A 17,533-nucleotide genomic window follows, 5' to 3' on the forward strand; every position below is an offset into this window, starting at 1 on the left:
TTATTCTGCGTATAATAGATAATTGTCAATTAAATGAATTAATGTACGATCTGCTAAGTTATTACTAACACTAGGTATATAATTTGCAGTTCTACTTTGAGAATCTAAGAAAGATAATTCTCCTGGTGAGCTAATTACACTTATATATGTTTTATTTCCTAATTCACTTTTAAGTAAAGTTTCTGTCTGTCCATTAATCAAGCCATCATCTGATGCGGTTCTAGTAGCTAATATGTGGTATTTTATAAAATCTTCTATTTGCTTTTTTTGTACAGGATCTGATGGATTATTATTTGATGGCAAGACACCATCTGCAACAGCCTGAGCAATGGCTTCATTACTTGGAATAGCAAAAGTATAAGATGTCCCTAATTCCACACCATCAATACTACCAGTATCCTGATCAAATAAAGAAGAGCTATATAAGTAAAAGAAGAAATTTATATATCCTTTTGGTTCAAGAGCTAAAGCAAACAAGTCAAATCCTGGTTGAACTTCAGTAAAGTCTATAACTCCATCAATATAGTAGGTACGACCATTATTTTGATCTTCATATCCTATAATATTTATTTTATTTTCTTCTTGAACCACTTCTCCTCCAACAATTTCAGTCTTTTCTCCTCCTGCAGCCCAAACTTGATTATTTTCCCACCTTATATATTCACCTGCTAAATCAAAATCGCCTGTACGAATTATACCTGAACCTGACAAATCATCTAATTCACCATTTGGAGTTGGAACAATTCCATTGTACAGTACTCTTAACAAACGTGTTCTTGCTAAAGTTCCTCTGGATGTATTACCCGTTTCAGGAGAAGTATACACCCACTCACTTCTGTTAATATCATAATCATACCCAAGATTTAATAATACTTCATCTGAAGGTAAAAACAAAGTGTATTTGCCAGATATATTACTTATAATCTCACGATACCCAGAACCATCATTATAAAGTCTTGTAGCTAAAGTAAATTTTGGATCTAAATACGCTGAAGTATATACACTATAGAATAAGTTTGACTCCTGTACTTTATTAGTTCCATAAAAAAATCCGTTACTTAAAATGTTTGCTTCAGATATATCTGTATCAACATTAAAACGTACATCTTCATCTAAACCGTTACTATATGATGCTATCTGAGAAGGCCAGACAGCATTTTGAACCATATGAGCATTAAAAAAGTCTTCGTATATATATTTTGGTAATTGTTCTAAAGATTCATAATTCTTCAAAAGCACTTCATCAATAAAATCTTGTAACACATCATTTTCTGGAACAAACAAAGAATAAGCATCACTTTGCCCATCATTATCTGCTTCCTTTATATAATTTTCATTGTTTGGAGAAAAGAATAATGCAGGATCATATACTTTCACATATGCATCTTCAGATTTTCTAGTAAAGTTTTGATAGGTTGTTGTAGCATCTTGATCGAAAACATAATTTACTAAATTAGTTTCCAACATATCTCTAAAAATACTATAATTTGGACTCTCCTCTAGTTTTTGATCTAAATTTATTAGTGGTAATGATACTTTACTTACTTCATGTATAATACCATTTTCAGCAACAATATCAGCTTTTACTGTTTCTCCAGAAAGAACATTAAAACCTGTATACGTTGAATTAGGATAAAAGTAATTATAATCAAAAGGACTAAGTCCAAGAGATGTTACATATTCTTCCATGAAATAAGTAACGTATTTATTATTATTGTCTCCAGGAATATAATAATCTGCACCAGGAGCATTATTTCTATTAGAGCCAGCTACTATCAATGAACTACCATCAATAGTCTTTTCTTTAAATCCATCATAATAAGCTGTTCTACGTCTAAAAGAAATATCTTCTTCCCAGCCTAATCTTGATTGATAATCTGAAAGCCTTTCAGTACGAAAAGCATTATAAATTAAAGCATATCTAACAATCTTGGAAGCCATAATTGAATCTACAGCCGACACATCTGAAATGCCTTGTTGTTGAAAAAAAGATGCAAAAGCATCATCATTAGGTGCCATCATTGTCCAATAGCCAGATTTACCCAATATATCTTTATAACCAGCTTTTTCAATTAGCGTTATAAGGTTATTAAAATTACCTTGAGCTTCTAGTTGCTGGTAAATAGGTGGCTCAAGATCATCTGGTCTTGCGTAGTACTCATCAAATTCTTCTTTACTATTACAACTAGATAGAAAAGAAATAAGAGGTAAGAAAAGTAAATAGTATAATATTTTTTTCTTCATTATGTAATGACTTATATAGTGTTTGAAATTATTAGTTAGTTAGTTCGAATTGAAAAATACAGTTAATTTAACTAATATTTAACAATCAAAAATATTGCTATCAAATAGGATTCGTATCCTGTACCATCCTGTGTTTAGCGGTTTTTTTTATTTAAAATGTATAATATACGTTTAAGGAATAGGTTTTAATCTGTTACAGTCCTATATTCTTATCTATTTTTTTAAATAAATACAACCACGTAAACCAATTGTTTTATTTTTTTTAATTATTTCAGCTAAAACTTTGGCAGTAAAAGTGGCTCCTTCTATACCTGTATGTGTATGATCCTTTGGAAAAAAGACATTAACTTCTTTCTTTCCTAATCCTTGGTACTTTTTCGCAACAATATCGCTTAAATCAATATACTCTGCTTTCTCAGATTTTGCAACTTCTTTTGCCCACTTAATATAAGTATCATGTCTTTGCTCAACAATACCATTTGGCCATTCATTTCGAGGTGTTAAACTTAAAACAACTGGTAACGCACCTTTTTCATTAGTTTCTATAATCATTTTCTTCAAGTACCAACCGTAGGTATGAACGGTCTCAATAACACTATCTCTTTTAACTTCTTGAGTTTCATCTCCAATACCTTTTAAAGAACCTCTGTATTTTGCTTTATCAATATTTCCCGCATCATTATGTCCAAATTGAATAAAAACTATATCTCCCTTTTTAAATTCTTTTTTAGCTTCTTCCCACAAACCTTCATAAATAAATGTTCTAGTACTTCTACCTCCTCTTGCTTTATTTACAATATTTACTTGCATGGTGTCGCAAAACTGAGGCAAAGGAACACCCCAACCAACGGCATTTTCATTACCATTATCAGCCATCGTTGAATCTCCTATTAAAAAGATGTTTTTCTTTTTTGGAAGAACAATTCTTGAGTCAGAAATAATATAGTTTTTAAGAGAATTGTTTGTTTGTTTTAATTCGTTAGCAATTATTGAGGCAGCCATAGCTGCTCCTTTTGCTGATGTGTGCGTGTGGTCTCTCTTATAAAAATAAGTACCAGTAACATTTTCTTCACCATACTTTTCTAATTCAGATGCCATTTTATCATTTAAATCAATAAAGGTAACGTCATTTCTTTCTGCAATCTGTTTAGCCCATAAACCATAAGACATATTGTTCCTTGGAACTTTACCTTCTTTCCAAACGTTTCTTGGAATAGGAGACATTATTACTGGAATAGCGCCTTTAGCTTTTGTATTCTTTACAATTTTTTCAATATACCAACCATAGCTATGTACTATTTCATGGTCGCCAGTAATCATATTATCAATCTCTTCCGTTTCATCTCCAACACCTTTTATTGTTCCTCTAGCTCTAATGGTGTCATTTACTGGTCCATTATCATTATGGCCAAATTGAATTAACACATAATCTCCTTTTTTAAGCTTATTGTTTATAGTGTCCCATAATCCTAAATTTTGATAAGTCCTACTACTTGTTCCGCCTAATGCATGATTTTCAACGTTTACTTTAGTAGTGTCTAAAAGCTGACTAATAAAATCACCCCAACCCCAAAGACCACTGTAACCATCGCCTTTACCATTTTTCACTGTAGAATCACCTACTGTATAAACGGTTGGCTTTATTTTATCTTCTTGTGCACAATTAGAAAATGAAACCGCAAAAAAAACAATAGTAAAAAATTTTAATACTTTCATAAATGAATTATAATAATGAATTAATTTTCTCTAAAATCGAACCATAAAGTCATAGGAATACCTTCGTCTCCATTTTTGATTCTAATATTTGTTGGTTGACTTTCTGGTCCTTGATGCTCTATAGGTTTAAAAGCTCTCATAGCAGGTATCTCATACATAAACGAGATATTTCCTTTAGGAAATTTTGGTTGCGGAAACGTTTTTGATATGGCTTTCTTAGGAAGGTCTGGTGTAAATAATCGTAAAAACAATTTATCATTTTCACTAAAGAATTTAAAATCGCCTTGTTTCGTTTTAAGATTCCCTGCTATAAAATTAGCATGATACCCTTTAAATTCTGGATAAACTAAATTTTCAAAACTTTCGCCTGTTATAGTGGTATTATAATCTTTCTCCCAAAGACCAAGTGTTGTTCCTTTTATTCTATTTTTCCAAACATGATAAGGGCCATTTCCAATCCACTTTATACCTTCAACACCTTCTTCAGGAAAATCGAACGTAACACCAAATTTATCAATAGCACCTTCAAAAAAGGCTCCATCAAAACCATTCGTTCTCCCTGCATTTTTTAATAAGATTAATTCTAATTTTAATCGTCCATCATTAAACAGTGTCCATTTTGCAGAATGAATACCTCCTGAATATTTAATATTACAAATAGCAGCGTCTTTATGTTCTTCAACAGAAACAGCTTCAACTTTTGCTTTCATACCAATAGGCTTTGGTCCGTTTACAAAAGGCACATTGCCATTTTCATTTTCAATACTTATTATTTCACCAGAAACAACACTTAGCTTAACAGAAATACTTTTACTTTCTAAAAGTACTTCGCTATTTATTTTTGAAGCTTTAGCCGACTTTTTGACTTTTTCTTTTACTAAAAACTTATTTGCTAAATACGGTGCATGGTGTATAGGCCACGACCAAGTATAAATTTCTCTACCATGTTTATCATGCGCTGCTATTTCTAACCAATCTCCTTCAAAGAAATTTTCTGGAACATCAAAATAAATTTTTCGGGTTTCTCCTGGCTCTATGCTTGTTATTGAAATAGGTTTTGATGCTATTACTTCTGCTTTCTCATCAGTATATAAAACACTTTCATTGGCTTTAATAACACGATATTCTAATTTACAATCTTTAAGATTTGTATAAATATATTCGTTAGTAACTAAAAAGGATCCATCAAATTTTTGTGTTATTAATTTCGATTCAAATTGAATAGGCGACCACACTTCTTTTACTGTAAAAAAACTACCTTCCTTTTCTCTATGTGGCCCTAAAACACCATCAGCAGCTAAGTTTCCTTTAGAATCATATTTTTGTTCACCCATCCAATCTCTTCTTAAAACGGCTTCATCAAGCATTGCCCAAATAAAACCTCCTGCAAATAATGGACTCTTCTTATAGCGTTTCCAAAAATCGTCTAATCCTGCCCCTATTCCATTATCATAAGTACCATGCATAAATTCTGTTGGAAAAAACACATTTTCACCATTATTAAAACGGTGCATTCCTGTTAAATACGTTGGATAGTGATGTGTATCCCAACCATTAAAATCTGACCAAGGATGAATTACAATACGTTTTTGTGGATCGTAATCATGAAAAACGTGATCTATTTTATAATTCCAACCGCCTTCATTACCATGATCCCAAATAATTACAGATGGATGATTGACATCTCTTTGTACAGTCTCTCTTATTATTTTAGTTCCTGTTTTTGTATCGTATCCGTTTTGCCAACCTGCTACTTCATTTAAAACAAACAAGCCTAAAGAATCACAAACTTCTAAAAAATGGGTGTCAGGCGGATAATGAAACCGAACCGCATTCATATTCATATCCTTAAGTAAGTTAACATCTAATTCACTGATAATTTTATCTGTACTTCTACCTGATTCTGGCCAAATGGTATGCCTGTTAATACCTTTCATGATGATTTTTTTACCATTTACGTAAATACCATCTTTTTTAAGAAACTCTAAAGTTCTAAAACCTATTTTAGTTTTAGATGTATGAAGTGTTTGTCCGTTATTTTTAAGCGATAAGTTTAATGTGTACAAATTAGGTGATTCTGGATCCCATGTTTTTACATCGTCCCATTTAGCTTCAATAGTTTGAACATCTAGATCGTTTTTTAAAGGAATTGTAATCGTCTTAAATATCTTATTACTTCCTATTGGACTTATGTTAGCTTCAACGATGGAATTATTTGGAATATTTTTCAAATTCAAATCAGCTCTCAATGACCCATCCATTTTAGCATCAACCGCCAAATGCTCAATAAATGATTTAGGAGAAACTTCTAACCAAACAGGGCGATAAATACCTCCAAATAGCCACCAATCTGTTTTTCTTTCTGCATTGTTAACAGTATTATTACTTGAATGTTTAGACACATGCGCTTCTAAAAGGTTATCTTCTCCATAATTAACCAATGACGAAATATCATATTTGAATTCGTAAAAACCTCCTTGGTGGATATCTCCTGCAGATTTCCCATTAACTTTTACTTCGGTGTCCGTCATAGCGCCACCAAAAACAATAACTACATTTTGACCTTGGTATTCTTTTGGAACATTAAATTTATATTTATAAAAACCTTCCTCTTTACTTGGTTCTTTTTGATTTAATTCTTTATACCATCTACCATAGGTATATTCACCAAAACCTTCTAATTCCCAATTAGATGGTACATTAATAGTACTCCACGTTTTACTATTATTTCCACCGGTACACATAAACTCCCATTGTACTGGGTTTTTAAAATCTTTACCAGATAGATATATTTTCTTAGTTTCTTGAGAAAACATGTTCGAACAACAGAATAACACAAAGGCAAAACATGCCATAAAGTGTTTTATAGTTTTATTTATCATAATTATTAATTACCGTCAGGTTTAGTGTTTTCAAATCTTAAGCTCATTGGCACGGTCCAATCAGTCAAATTATCAGGGTTATTAGGATTGTAACTTGGTGTATTTTCTTTTATATATTTTGCGATTTCTAAATCTAAATCTCTAACACCTTGAATAACACATTTAGCTATTTCATTAGCTCCAAAACTATTAAAATGTGTATTGTCTTTTAATTCCTTTTTTTGACCAGGAAAAGTATTAGCTGGATATTGAACAAACGCTTTTCTAGATGTTTCAGCTCCCCAACTTTCATACATGTTAGTCGTCATTTTAGTAACATCAATTAAAGGCACTTGTAAATCTGCTGCAACTTTTCGCATAGCATCAGGAAAATCGCCATGAGTTGGTTTTAATGTACCATCTGAATTAAATACACGTCTTTGTGTTGGGGTTACTAATACAGGAATACCTCCTTTGCTTCTTGCTTTGGCAACAAACTCTTTTAATAGGTTAGTGTATAATCCCCACGCACCATTGCCTTCTCCTTTTATCTTTTCATCATTATGACCAAACTCAATAAATAAATAGTCTCCGGATTGCATAACTGATACAATTTTTTCTAATCGTTTTCTAGATTTAAAAGAACTTAAAGAAGACCCTGAAACTGCATAATTTGTTATAACAACATCCTTTGTAAAATAGTTAGTAAAGAATTGCCCCCAAGATGCCCAAGGTTCTAAATCTTGATCGGTTACTGTGGAATCGCCCGCTAAGAAAATAGTTTTAATGTTCGATACTGGACTAATCTTTAAACTTTGAATTATAGGATTACCCAAAAACTCTAACGTTAATTTATCATCCCAATTTAAATAATACTTTTCCCTGTCTTTAATATTTATCTTATTAGCATCATCAATTCTAGGCGTTCTAACATTAACAACAAAGGAATATTGAAGTGTTTCCTTTTTGTTTGATTTTTGCTCCTTTAGCATTAATCTTCTAGACTCTGCTTTTATTGTTGTGGTTGAACTTTTTTTTCCACCTAATACAACGTCTACCTTATAATTTCCTTCTGGTAATTTTACTGAAAAATAAATTGATTTTTCTCCTTCTATAGATTTCTTATTAAAAACTACATTTTCTACAGAACTATAATCAAACCCATAACCAACTTCATCATTATACAAAATTGGCTTATCTATTATAACTTCTGAAGCTTTACATTGCCTTTTACCAAAAGAAAAGTTTTTATAAATATCATTACTTTGAGCAACGACATTATAAGAAGCAACAATACAAAAAAGGTATAAAATACGTTTATTTAAAAAAGTCATAGATAAATTTTTGCCTAAAATATCTCCAAAAAAAAAAAGATCCATCCTGTACTATGATGAATCTTTAATATTTTATTTAAAAAAATTAATTTTAAACAGAATTTCGTTCTATGTATTCAAACACATTTTTAATTTTTTCTTTCTTATGATTCAACACCAAATCTGCTGCCGATTCACCCATAGCCTTAAACCTAGTACTTATTACATTTATACCCAAAAGTTCTTTTAAAGGTGTTTCGTTGTATGATATTATACCTATATCTTCTCCTAAAGTTAATTTCTTTTTACGTACCTGTCTTACTAAATTAACCAAATCGTTTTCTTCTATAATAACATAAATATCCTTACTCTCAAGATCCATGTCGTCATAAACTTCGTTCAAAATTTCAAAATCAAAATTATATTTTGAGCAAAATTTTCTAAAACCATGTACAATTCGTTTAGGATAGGGATAAACAGACTTAAAAGGATATACTAATACTAACTTATCATAGTTTTTAAATTTATCAACACCTTTACTTAGTGCTGCATATATATCTTCTTGAAAATCTTGAAAAACTGCTCCGTAATTTCCTTTAATATCTAATTTATTATTATCTAAAATCACCAATTTATCTTTAGGGATTTTTTCAATAACATCTTGCACAACATTTGTTGTACTAATATGATTAGAATCATCTGTTTTGAAATGGGGCATGATAATATAATAATCATAAGCACCAAGATTTTTTTCTAAAGTTCTTGCAAAAATAGATTCTTCGCAATGATAAACAGATAAGGTAACATGTCCATTTATTCCAATACTATTTACAAACGAATTAAAAATCATCATTTTATAAGAACTAAGCTTATTTATCATGAAGAAAATTTGAATCTTAGAAATTAAATCTGTTTTAGCTGTATAATAACCTTTACCTTTAACAGATATGATTACTTTTTGTTCTTTCAGTATTTTATAAGCCTTCTCTACAGTATCTCTAGACAAATAACAAGATTCACTTAATTCATTTATAGATGGAATTTTTTCGCCAATTTTTAATTTTCCTTTAGAAACATCATTTATTACTGAATCTACTATTTGTTTATATTTAGGTATACGAGAAGATTCATTAATTTTAATTTCAATTAATTGAGACATAAATTATAATAGTAATTAGTTGTAGTTTTAGTTATAAGCAATATAGCAAAACTAATATTAAAATTGTTATTGATTGTATTATAAATAATCTATTTTATTAAAAAAATCACATCAATTTATTAGAACTACCTATATTGTAATAATATATTTCGGAATGAAAAGTATTTCCCTATATTTTTAAGAATATAAAAGCCATGTATGTACAGGACACTCAAATATTTCTATTAATTTAACTTTATCATTATTTTCTTATAATATTTATTAATGTATAATTTAAAGAAATCATTTTATTTACTCTTTTTTATTCTTTCTTCATTAATTTCTACTTCACAACATATAGAAAGTTATCACTCAAAAACTCACTATATACCTGAAGGAGAATCTTTTATTCTTAAAAATGGGACTAGAAAATTCAACAGAGCATTATACGGTACTAACTCTGGTTTTAGAGTTGAAACTGGCGACTTGCCAGAATTTGCGATGTACATGACAAAAATGGGAGGTAATTTTAAATTAGGTATTGCTAATAAATCTAAAAGTAAATGGATTACAATATGCGACTCCATTAGTACTCGTTATAATCCTGGAACCATGTTATATGAAATTCGGGATACCTTACTACAAAATGGTGTAATTAAAATACAAGTGGTGGCTCATGCTGAAAATGATGCCATGATTATAAAAGTTGATACTGAAAACATTCCTAAAAACTTAGAACTGGTTTGGCTATATGGAGGCGCTAGCGGCAAACGATTTCATAGAGAAGGTGATATTGGAGCCGACCCAGAATCTGTATTTTATTTAAAACCTGAATATTGCAAGAACAACCAATATACTATCAAAAAGAATCGTTTTCTAGTAAACTATGGTTCTGAAAACAATAAAGAAAAAACAGGTAATAATAGAAGTATTGTTGGAAGCTTTCCTAAATCAGACATCAAACTTGTAGAAGCTCATCTTGAAAAATCACCTATTGATTTATTCAATACTGAAGCAATAAACGCACCCGCAATTTCAGGAAAGATAGCGTTAAATAATCAAGACACCTTCCTTTGGAAATTAGAAAATAATGATACACTTATTTCCTCTAGTCAAAAACAATTAGAAACAGAATTTAAAGAAGGGTTACAAAAAGTAAAAACTTTAACTTCAAGAGTTAAGCTAAAAACGCCAGATAAGTATATCAATACTTTAGGAGGCGCTTTGGCTATTGCTGGTGATGCTATTTGGGAAAGCCCTGCCTATTTACACGGATCTGTCGCATGGCGTATGCACTTAAATGCATGGCGTGGTGCTTATGTTGCCGATCCTCTTGGTTGGCATGATAGAGCAGAAACTCATTTTAAAGCCTATGGTAATTCGCAAGTTTTAGAACCAGAATCTGGTCCCGTAGTATTAGATAGTTCTAGAAATTTTGCAAGGCAAAAAGAAATATTAGGCACTGCTATGTTTAGTCGTGGCTACATTAGTAGACATCCAAATAAAAACACCGTAGCACATCATTATGATATGAACTCAGTGTTTATTAATCAATTACTAAGACATTATCAATGGACAGGCGATTTGGTTTTTATGAAAGAAATATGGCCTGTTGTTGAGCGTCATATAGCTTGGGAAAAACGAAATTTTGATGCCGATAACGACGGACTTTATGATGCCTACGCTACTATTTGGGCTAGTGATGCGCTACAATATACAGGAGGCGGTGTTACTTACGCGTCGGCATATAATTATTCTGCAAATCTATTAGCAGCAAGTATTGCTAAACTATTAAACAAAAACCCAAATCCTTATATTAAAGAAGCGAAGCTCATTAAAAGTGCTATTGAAACAAAATTATGGGTCGCAGAAAAAGGTGTATTTGCCGAATATAAAGATTTATTAGGTAATCAATTAGTACATGATAATCCTGGGCTTTGGACTATTTATCACAGCTTAGATGAAAATATAGCAAACTCCTTTCAAGCTTATCAATCTTTAAGATATGTAGATACTGAAATTCCACATATTCCTGTAAAAGCGGAAGGATTACCGTATACCGATTTAGAATTAGTATCCACATCCAACTGGCAACCTTACACATGGTCTGTTAATAATGTGGCTCTAGCAGAAAATTTACATGCTTCTCTAGCTTATTGGCAAGGTGGAAGAAACGAAGCAGCTTTTAAATTATGGAAAAGTGCTCTAATAGAAAGCATGTATTTAGGGGCGTCTCCTGGTGGTTTTCAACAATTATCGGTTTATGATGCCATTCGTGGTGAGTTGTATCGTGATTTTGCCGACCCTGTTGGAATGGCGGCGCGTTCTTTAGTTGAGGGTTTATTCGGCATTCACCCCAATGCTATTGAAAACACGTTGACTATAACACCTGGTTTCCCTAAAGATTGGAAAGAAGCGTCTTTAGAAGTTCCAGATATTTATATCGCTTTCACGGAAGAAGAACTCGTTTCAAAGTATACTATCGTTTCAAAGTTTAAGCATGAAATGACAGTGCAATTACGTATCAATGCATCCTATGAAGCGATTGATTCTATCACAATTAATAATGAAAACGTATCATGGAAATTAGATGAATCTGCTATTGGAAGTCCTAAAATAATTATTGAAAGTCCCTATCAAAAAGAATACACTATTAAAATAAAATGGAAAGGAGAAGCTTTAGAAAACCCAATATTTGAATTCGCAGGAGCCTTAGATGAAGCGTTTCAATTTAAAACATCAAAAGCCGACATTTTAAAAATTTACGATCCGCAAGCTTCCATTTCAGAAACAAACAAAACAAATCATCAATTAGATTTCAAAATAAATTCTAAAGAAGGCCATAAAACCTTTTTCATTCAACTAAAGCAAAACAATATGCTTTGGTGGCAACCTGTACATTTAAATGTTGTTCCTAAAACAGAAGAAAATTCAAGAATTCAAAATTGGGATTTAGAACTTCCAACTGATACAAAATTTGAAATGGTTTTATTAGAATCTATTTTCAACAGTAAAGTAACCGATATTTTTGAGCAAAAATACTTAACACCAAGACCAACATCTCCTACCCTACAATTACCAACACAAGGTATTGGAAACTGGTGTTATCCATACGTAAAACCTAATATTGATGATTCTGGATTACGAGAAAAAGCAAATAATGATAATACAATTATTAGTCCGCAAAACATTCCATTTCAAACACCTTCAGAAATCAGTAAAAACAATATTGCCTTTGTATCGCAATGGGATAACTTTCCTGAATCTATAGAAATTCCGCTTTCAGGAAATGCTTCACACGCCTATTTAATGATGGCAGGAACCACTAATCCTATGCAGAGTCGATTTACAAATGGTAGTGTTAAAATCATATATTCCGATGGAAGTATTGAAAACTTAGAATTAAAGAATCCTGAAAACTGGTGGCCTATAGAACAAGATTATTTTGTTAACGGATTAGCCTTTACAACCGATGCTCCAAAACCACCAAGAGTTTATTTAAAAACAGGTAAAATTACTAGAACGTTTAAAGATTTTATACACATAAAAGGTTTTAGTGATTATGGAATAGATGGCGGTGCAGCCACTCTTTTAGACTTACCATTAAACCCAAATAAAACACTAAAATCACTTAAAATCAAAGCCATTGCCAACGAAGTTGTAATTGGCCTAATGAGTGTCACACTAATTAGAAATTAATACCCAACATAATGATTAAAACAAAACTTTTTTATCTTTTAGCCTTTGCTTTTTTAAGTATCTATTCATGTACAGAAAAAAATAAGGAACCCAAAAAAATAGATCGCAAAGCGCTCGTTACACGACATACTATTAAAATAAATAAAGTAGACACGCTAGCATCTTTATCTGTAGGGAATGGCAAATTTGCCTTTACAGTTGATGCTACAGGGTTGCAATCTTTTCCTGAACATTATGCCCTAGGAGTGCCTTTAGGAACACAATCTGAATGGGGATGGCATACCTTTCCAAACACTGAAAACTATGAATTTACTGAAACTTTAAAAGGGTATGATTTTAATGGAAATTCAAATAGTTTATATGCTGTACAAGTTGAAAGAGCCAAAATACAGAATGCTGAAAACAATTTAGGCACAACAGAATCCAACGCTATTTTAAGGACTAAAAATGCTATAGACCATTTTAGAGCAAATCCACATAGGCTTCAATTGGGTTCTATTGGTTTAGAAATCACTAAAAACGATGGCACACTTGCTACGGCAAATGATTTAAAAGCTATAAATCAAGAACTAGATATGTGGACAGGGAAAATTGAAAGTCATTTTACAATTGATGGTATTCCTGTAAAAGTAATTACCTATGGCGATTCTAAAACAGATGGTATTGCAGCAAAAGTTGAGTCTCCCCTATTAAAAGAAAAACGTATTAAAATAAAATTAAGGTTTCCTTATCCAACAAATGAATTTTCAGATAGAGGTGTAAATTATTCAAATAATGATAAGCATCAAACAGATGTAAATAAAAATGAATCTAGTAAAGATTTCGTTTTTAAAAGAACATTAGATAATGACACCTATTTTGTAGAAGTCAATTTTAATACCAATGCTACTTTATCAAAAATTGAAGACCATTACTATGCAATATTACCAGATGCTGAAAACAGTTTTGAGGTGGCTATTAACTTTTCTCAAAACGAAAAACAACAAATATCAAGCTTTAACGAAACCGAACAAAACAGCATCACAGCCTGGGATACCTTTTGGCAATCTGGTGGTGCTGTCGATTTTTCAGAATGTACAGATGCTAGAGCTTTTGAGTTAGAAAGACGTGTTGTTTTATCGCAATACCTTACTAGAGTACAATGTGCAGGAAACTACCCCGTACAAGAAACAGCTTTAACCTATAACAGTTGGTATGGTAAACCACATATGGAAATGTACTGGTGGCATTCAACTCATTTTCCGCTATGGAGTAGAACGCCATTATTAGAAAACAGTATGGGGTGGTATTTTGATGCTTACGACAATGCGAAATTAATTGCAGAAAGACAAGGTTACAAAGGCGTACGTTGGCAAAAAATGACCGACCATGATGCTGGTGAAGCACCATCATCAGTAGGTTCTTTTTTAATATGGCAACAACCCCATGTTATTTATTTAGCTGAAATGATTTATCGCAATAATCCATCAAAAGAGAACTTAGAAAAATACAAAAAACTCATATTTTCTACAGCGGAATTTATGGCATCATACCCTAATTATGACGCTAAAAACGACAGATATGTTTTAGGAAAAGGCGTTATTCCTGCACAAGAATGCTTTGATAAATTAGAAACTTTTAACCCACCTTGGGAATTAGCATATTGGAAATGGGCCTTACAAACTGCTCAAAAGTGGCAAGAACGATTAGGTTTAGAGCGTCAAGACGATTGGCAAAAAATTATTGATAAATTATCACCAATGGCTCAAAAAGATGGTGTGTATTTAGTGGCTGAAAGTGTACAAAACTCGTATGATGCTACAAGTGAACATTTAATAGACCATCCTGCTGTTTTGGGAGCTATAAGTGCTACACCTCATAATAATTATGTAGATTTAGAAGTCATGAACAGAACCTTTGACTTAGTAGATAAGGTTTGGACATGGAATCATACTTGGGGATGGGATTTCCCGCTTGAAGCTATGGCAGCAACACGTTTAAACAGACCAGAAGATGCTATTAAAGCCTTATTTAGAGATGAAATAACTAACACCTATTTACCTAATGGACATAATTACCAAAATGAAAGACTTACTCTATATTTACCTGGAAATGGTGGTACCCTTTCTGCCGTTGCTCTTATGTGCGCTGGTTACGATGGAAACACTATTAAAAATCCAGGGTTTCCTAAAGATGGTACTTGGAATGTTAAATGGGAAGGTTTAAATCCCATGCCTTAAAGATAGATAACACATAATTTACATCTAAAAACTACTCTATTTTGAGTAGTTTTTTAATCAATAAAGAAATTAGCACAATTAATAAATGTAAATAATACATTTATTAGTATATTTGCATTAATAATTTAGACAAATTAGATTAAATAAAATGAACAACGTACTCATTAAAAAAGTAAAAGACAACTTTATTAATACGTTCAAAATAGAACCTATCCTAGTTTTTTCCCCTGGTAGAATAAATATTATTGGAGAACATACCGATTATAATGATGGATTTGTATTTCCTGCAGCAGTAAATAAAGGTATTGTAGCTGCGCTTCAAAAAAGTAATTCTAAAACTTCTATAGCAAAAGCTCTAGATTTAGAGGAAACTATACAATTTTCAACAAATGCTATCAATCCGTTAGAAAAAGAAAGTTGGGGAAACTATATTTTGGGAGTTATTTCAGAAATTCAGAAAAAAGGAATTAGCGTTGGTAATTTCAATATAACCTTTAGTGGAAATATTCCTGCTGGTTCAGGTATGTCTTCTTCTGCCGCATTAGAAAATGCTGTTGTTTTTGGATTAAATGAATTATTTAATTTAGGATTAACTAAAACGGAAATGATTTTAATATCACAAAAAGCAGAACATAATTATGTGGGGGTTAAATGTGGTATTATGGATCAATATGCTAGCATGTTTGGTATAAAAAACCATGCGCTACTTTTAGATTGTAGAACCATTGAAGCAAAACCTTTTGAAATTAATTTTGAAAATCATGAGTTAATGCTTATCAATACTAATGTAAAGCATAGCTTGTGTGATAGTGCTTATAACGACAGGCGATCTGTGTGTGAAAAGGTTTCAAAAATGTTAGCCATTAAAGCTTTAAGAGATGCTACTCAAAAAGATTTAGAAAAAATTAAAACGACACTTTCTGAAGAAGACTTTCAAAAAGCACTTTTCGTTATTGAAGAAAATACACGTGCTGAAAAAGCATCAAAAGCCATGACAGATGGTGACTTAAAAACACTAGGAGCATTAATATACGGTTCACATGATGGATTACAAAACCAATATAAAGTAAGTTGTGATGAATTAGATTTCCTTGTAGAACAAGCCAAACAAAACCAAGACATATTAGGAGCTAGAATGATGGGAGGCGGTTTTGGTGGTTGCACCATAAATTTAATAGCTAAAACAGCAGTAGACGAATTTAAAACAACGGTTTCTAAAGCATACAAAACTAAATTTAATAAAGACTGTTCTATTTATTCTGTAGAGCTTTCTGACGGTACACATCTTATAAAATAATTAACCACGTATTTTCAAAAAAATGAATTCAGATTTACAAGATTATTCACATAAACGTTTTAATATATTAACTGGTGAATGGGTTTTAGTATCGCCACATCGTGCTAAAAGACCATGGCAAGGACAAAATGAAACGGTTTCTAATGAAATTAGCCCCTCTCACGACCCAAGTTGTTATTTATGTGCTGGAAATACAAGAATTAATGGTGAAATAAATCCAGATTACAATGATGCTTTTGTGTTTATGAATGATTTTGGTGCCCTTCAAACCGATTCAAAATCATTTTCGGTAGAAGATGGTTTATTTAAAGCACAAAGCGAGCAAGGTATTTGCAAAGTCATTTGTTTTAGTCCAGACCACTCAAAAAGTTTAGCCGATATGGATGCAAAAGACATTGAAAAAGTGGTTTTTACATGGCAAAATGAGTATCAATCACTTAGCAAAAATGACCTTATCAATTATGTTCAAATTTTTGAAAACAAAGGAGCAGTTATGGGGTGTAGTAATCCACATCCACATGGCCAAATTTGGAGTCAATCAACCTTACCAAATGAAGTTGTTAAAAAAGACTCGCAACAGTTAGACTATTACGCTAAAAATAAAAGCAGTCTTTTAGGTGATTATCTGAAACAAGAATTAGAAAAAAACGAACGTATCATTTTTGATAACGATGCTTTTGTTGTGCTTATTCCGTTTTGGGCAGTATGGCCTTTTGAAGCTATGATTGTTCCAAAATCTCATAAAAGAAATATCTTAGAATTAGAAAATAACGAATCCTTTCTTTTTGCTGAAGCTATTTCGGTTTTAACCAAAGCATACGACAAATTATTTAACACCTCTTTCCCCTATTCTAGTGGTATTCATCAAGCTCCAACAAATGGAGAAGCTAATAAACATTGGCATTGGCACATGAGTTTTTACCCGCCTTTATTACGAAGTGCTACCGTTAAAAAATTCATGGTAGGTTATGAAATGTTTGGGTCGCCACAACGAGATATTACGGCAGAAATTGCAACAAAAATGATACGAGATTTGGTATAATTTT

9 protein-coding genes are annotated in these 17,533 nt (G+C 31.7%); 4 read left to right on the plus strand and 5 right to left on the minus strand.

Going from position 1 to position 17,533, the window contains the following annotated elements; all coding sequences use genetic code 11:
- The 5 genes from ACH5TW_RS02595 to ACH5TW_RS02615 form a co-directional block, all read right to left on the minus strand.
- On the minus strand, positions 1-2,244 hold the full coding sequence (locus tag ACH5TW_RS02595) for a fasciclin domain-containing protein (protein ID WP_439334921.1): 2,244 nt from the start codon (positions 2,242-2,244) through the stop codon (positions 1-3).
- A 213-nt stretch (positions 2,245-2,457) separates the two neighbouring features.
- Positions 2,458-3,960: a rhamnogalacturonan acetylesterase gene (locus ACH5TW_RS02600; RefSeq protein WP_439334922.1), complete on the minus strand. Its 1,503-nt coding sequence runs from the start codon at positions 3,958-3,960 to the stop codon at positions 2,458-2,460.
- Between the two features lie 20 nt (positions 3,961-3,980).
- A complete protein-coding gene (locus tag ACH5TW_RS02605) occupies positions 3,981-6,776 on the minus strand; it encodes a glycoside hydrolase family 2 protein (protein ID WP_439334923.1) in 2,796 nt (931 codons plus the stop codon).
- Positions 6,777-6,847: 71 nt separating this feature from the next.
- Positions 6,848-8,200, minus strand: a complete 1,353-nt coding sequence (locus ACH5TW_RS02610) for a rhamnogalacturonan acetylesterase (RefSeq protein ID WP_439334924.1) — start codon at positions 8,198-8,200, stop codon at positions 6,848-6,850.
- A 46-nt stretch (positions 8,201-8,246) separates the two neighbouring features.
- On the minus strand, positions 8,247-9,293 hold the full coding sequence (locus ACH5TW_RS02615; protein ID WP_439334925.1) for a GntR family transcriptional regulator: 1,047 nt from the start codon (positions 9,291-9,293) through the stop codon (positions 8,247-8,249).
- A gap of 264 nt (positions 9,294-9,557) precedes the next feature.
- Here ACH5TW_RS02615 and ACH5TW_RS02620 point away from each other — a divergent pair, with 264 nt between their 5' ends.
- The 4 genes from ACH5TW_RS02620 to ACH5TW_RS02635 all read left to right on the plus strand — a co-directional run bounded on the left by ACH5TW_RS02620 (position 9,558) and on the right by ACH5TW_RS02635 (position 17,529).
- Positions 9,558-12,971: a DUF4450 domain-containing protein gene (locus ACH5TW_RS02620; RefSeq protein ID WP_439334926.1), complete on the plus strand. Its 3,414-nt coding sequence runs from the start codon at positions 9,558-9,560 to the stop codon at positions 12,969-12,971.
- 11 nt (positions 12,972-12,982) lie between these two features.
- Complete coding sequence (locus ACH5TW_RS02625) at positions 12,983-15,190, plus strand: hypothetical protein (protein ID WP_439334927.1); 2,208 nt, start codon at positions 12,983-12,985, stop codon at positions 15,188-15,190.
- A 148-nt stretch (positions 15,191-15,338) separates the two neighbouring features.
- On the plus strand, positions 15,339-16,487 hold the full coding sequence (galK, locus tag ACH5TW_RS02630; RefSeq protein ID WP_439334928.1) for a galactokinase: 1,149 nt from the start codon (positions 15,339-15,341) through the stop codon (positions 16,485-16,487).
- A gap of 22 nt (positions 16,488-16,509) precedes the next feature.
- Positions 16,510-17,529, plus strand: a complete 1,020-nt coding sequence (locus ACH5TW_RS02635) for a UDP-glucose--hexose-1-phosphate uridylyltransferase (protein ID WP_439334929.1) — start codon at positions 16,510-16,512, stop codon at positions 17,527-17,529.
- The last annotated feature ends 4 nt before the right edge of the window (positions 17,530-17,533 follow it).

The sequence above is a fragment of the Thalassobellus sediminis genome (assembly GCF_044386045.1).
Classification (GTDB): domain Bacteria; phylum Bacteroidota; class Bacteroidia; order Flavobacteriales; family Flavobacteriaceae; genus Thalassobellus; species Thalassobellus sediminis.

Coding starts and splice junctions, on each gene's coding strand:
- ACH5TW_RS02595 (WP_439334921.1), bottom strand. CDS start 2,244: ATGAAGAAAAAAATATTATACTATTTACTTTTCTTACCTCTTATTTCT.
- ACH5TW_RS02600 (WP_439334922.1), bottom strand. CDS start 3,960: ATGAAAGTATTAAAATTTTTTACTATTGTTTTTTTTGCGGTTTCATTT.
- ACH5TW_RS02605 (WP_439334923.1), bottom strand. CDS start 6,776: ATGTTTTCTCAAGAAACTAAGAAAATATATCTATCTGGTAAAGATTTT.
- ACH5TW_RS02610 (WP_439334924.1), bottom strand. CDS start 8,200: ATGGATCTTTTTTTTTTTGGAGATATTTTAGGCAAAAATTTATCTATG.
- ACH5TW_RS02615 (WP_439334925.1), bottom strand. CDS start 9,293: ATGTCTCAATTAATTGAAATTAAAATTAATGAATCTTCTCGTATACCT.
- ACH5TW_RS02620 (WP_439334926.1), top strand. CDS start 9,558: ATGTATAATTTAAAGAAATCATTTTATTTACTCTTTTTTATTCTTTCT.
- ACH5TW_RS02625 (WP_439334927.1), top strand. CDS start 12,983: ATGATTAAAACAAAACTTTTTTATCTTTTAGCCTTTGCTTTTTTAAGT.
- galK (WP_439334928.1), top strand. CDS start 15,339: ATGAACAACGTACTCATTAAAAAAGTAAAAGACAACTTTATTAATACG.
- ACH5TW_RS02635 (WP_439334929.1), top strand. CDS start 16,510: ATGAATTCAGATTTACAAGATTATTCACATAAACGTTTTAATATATTA.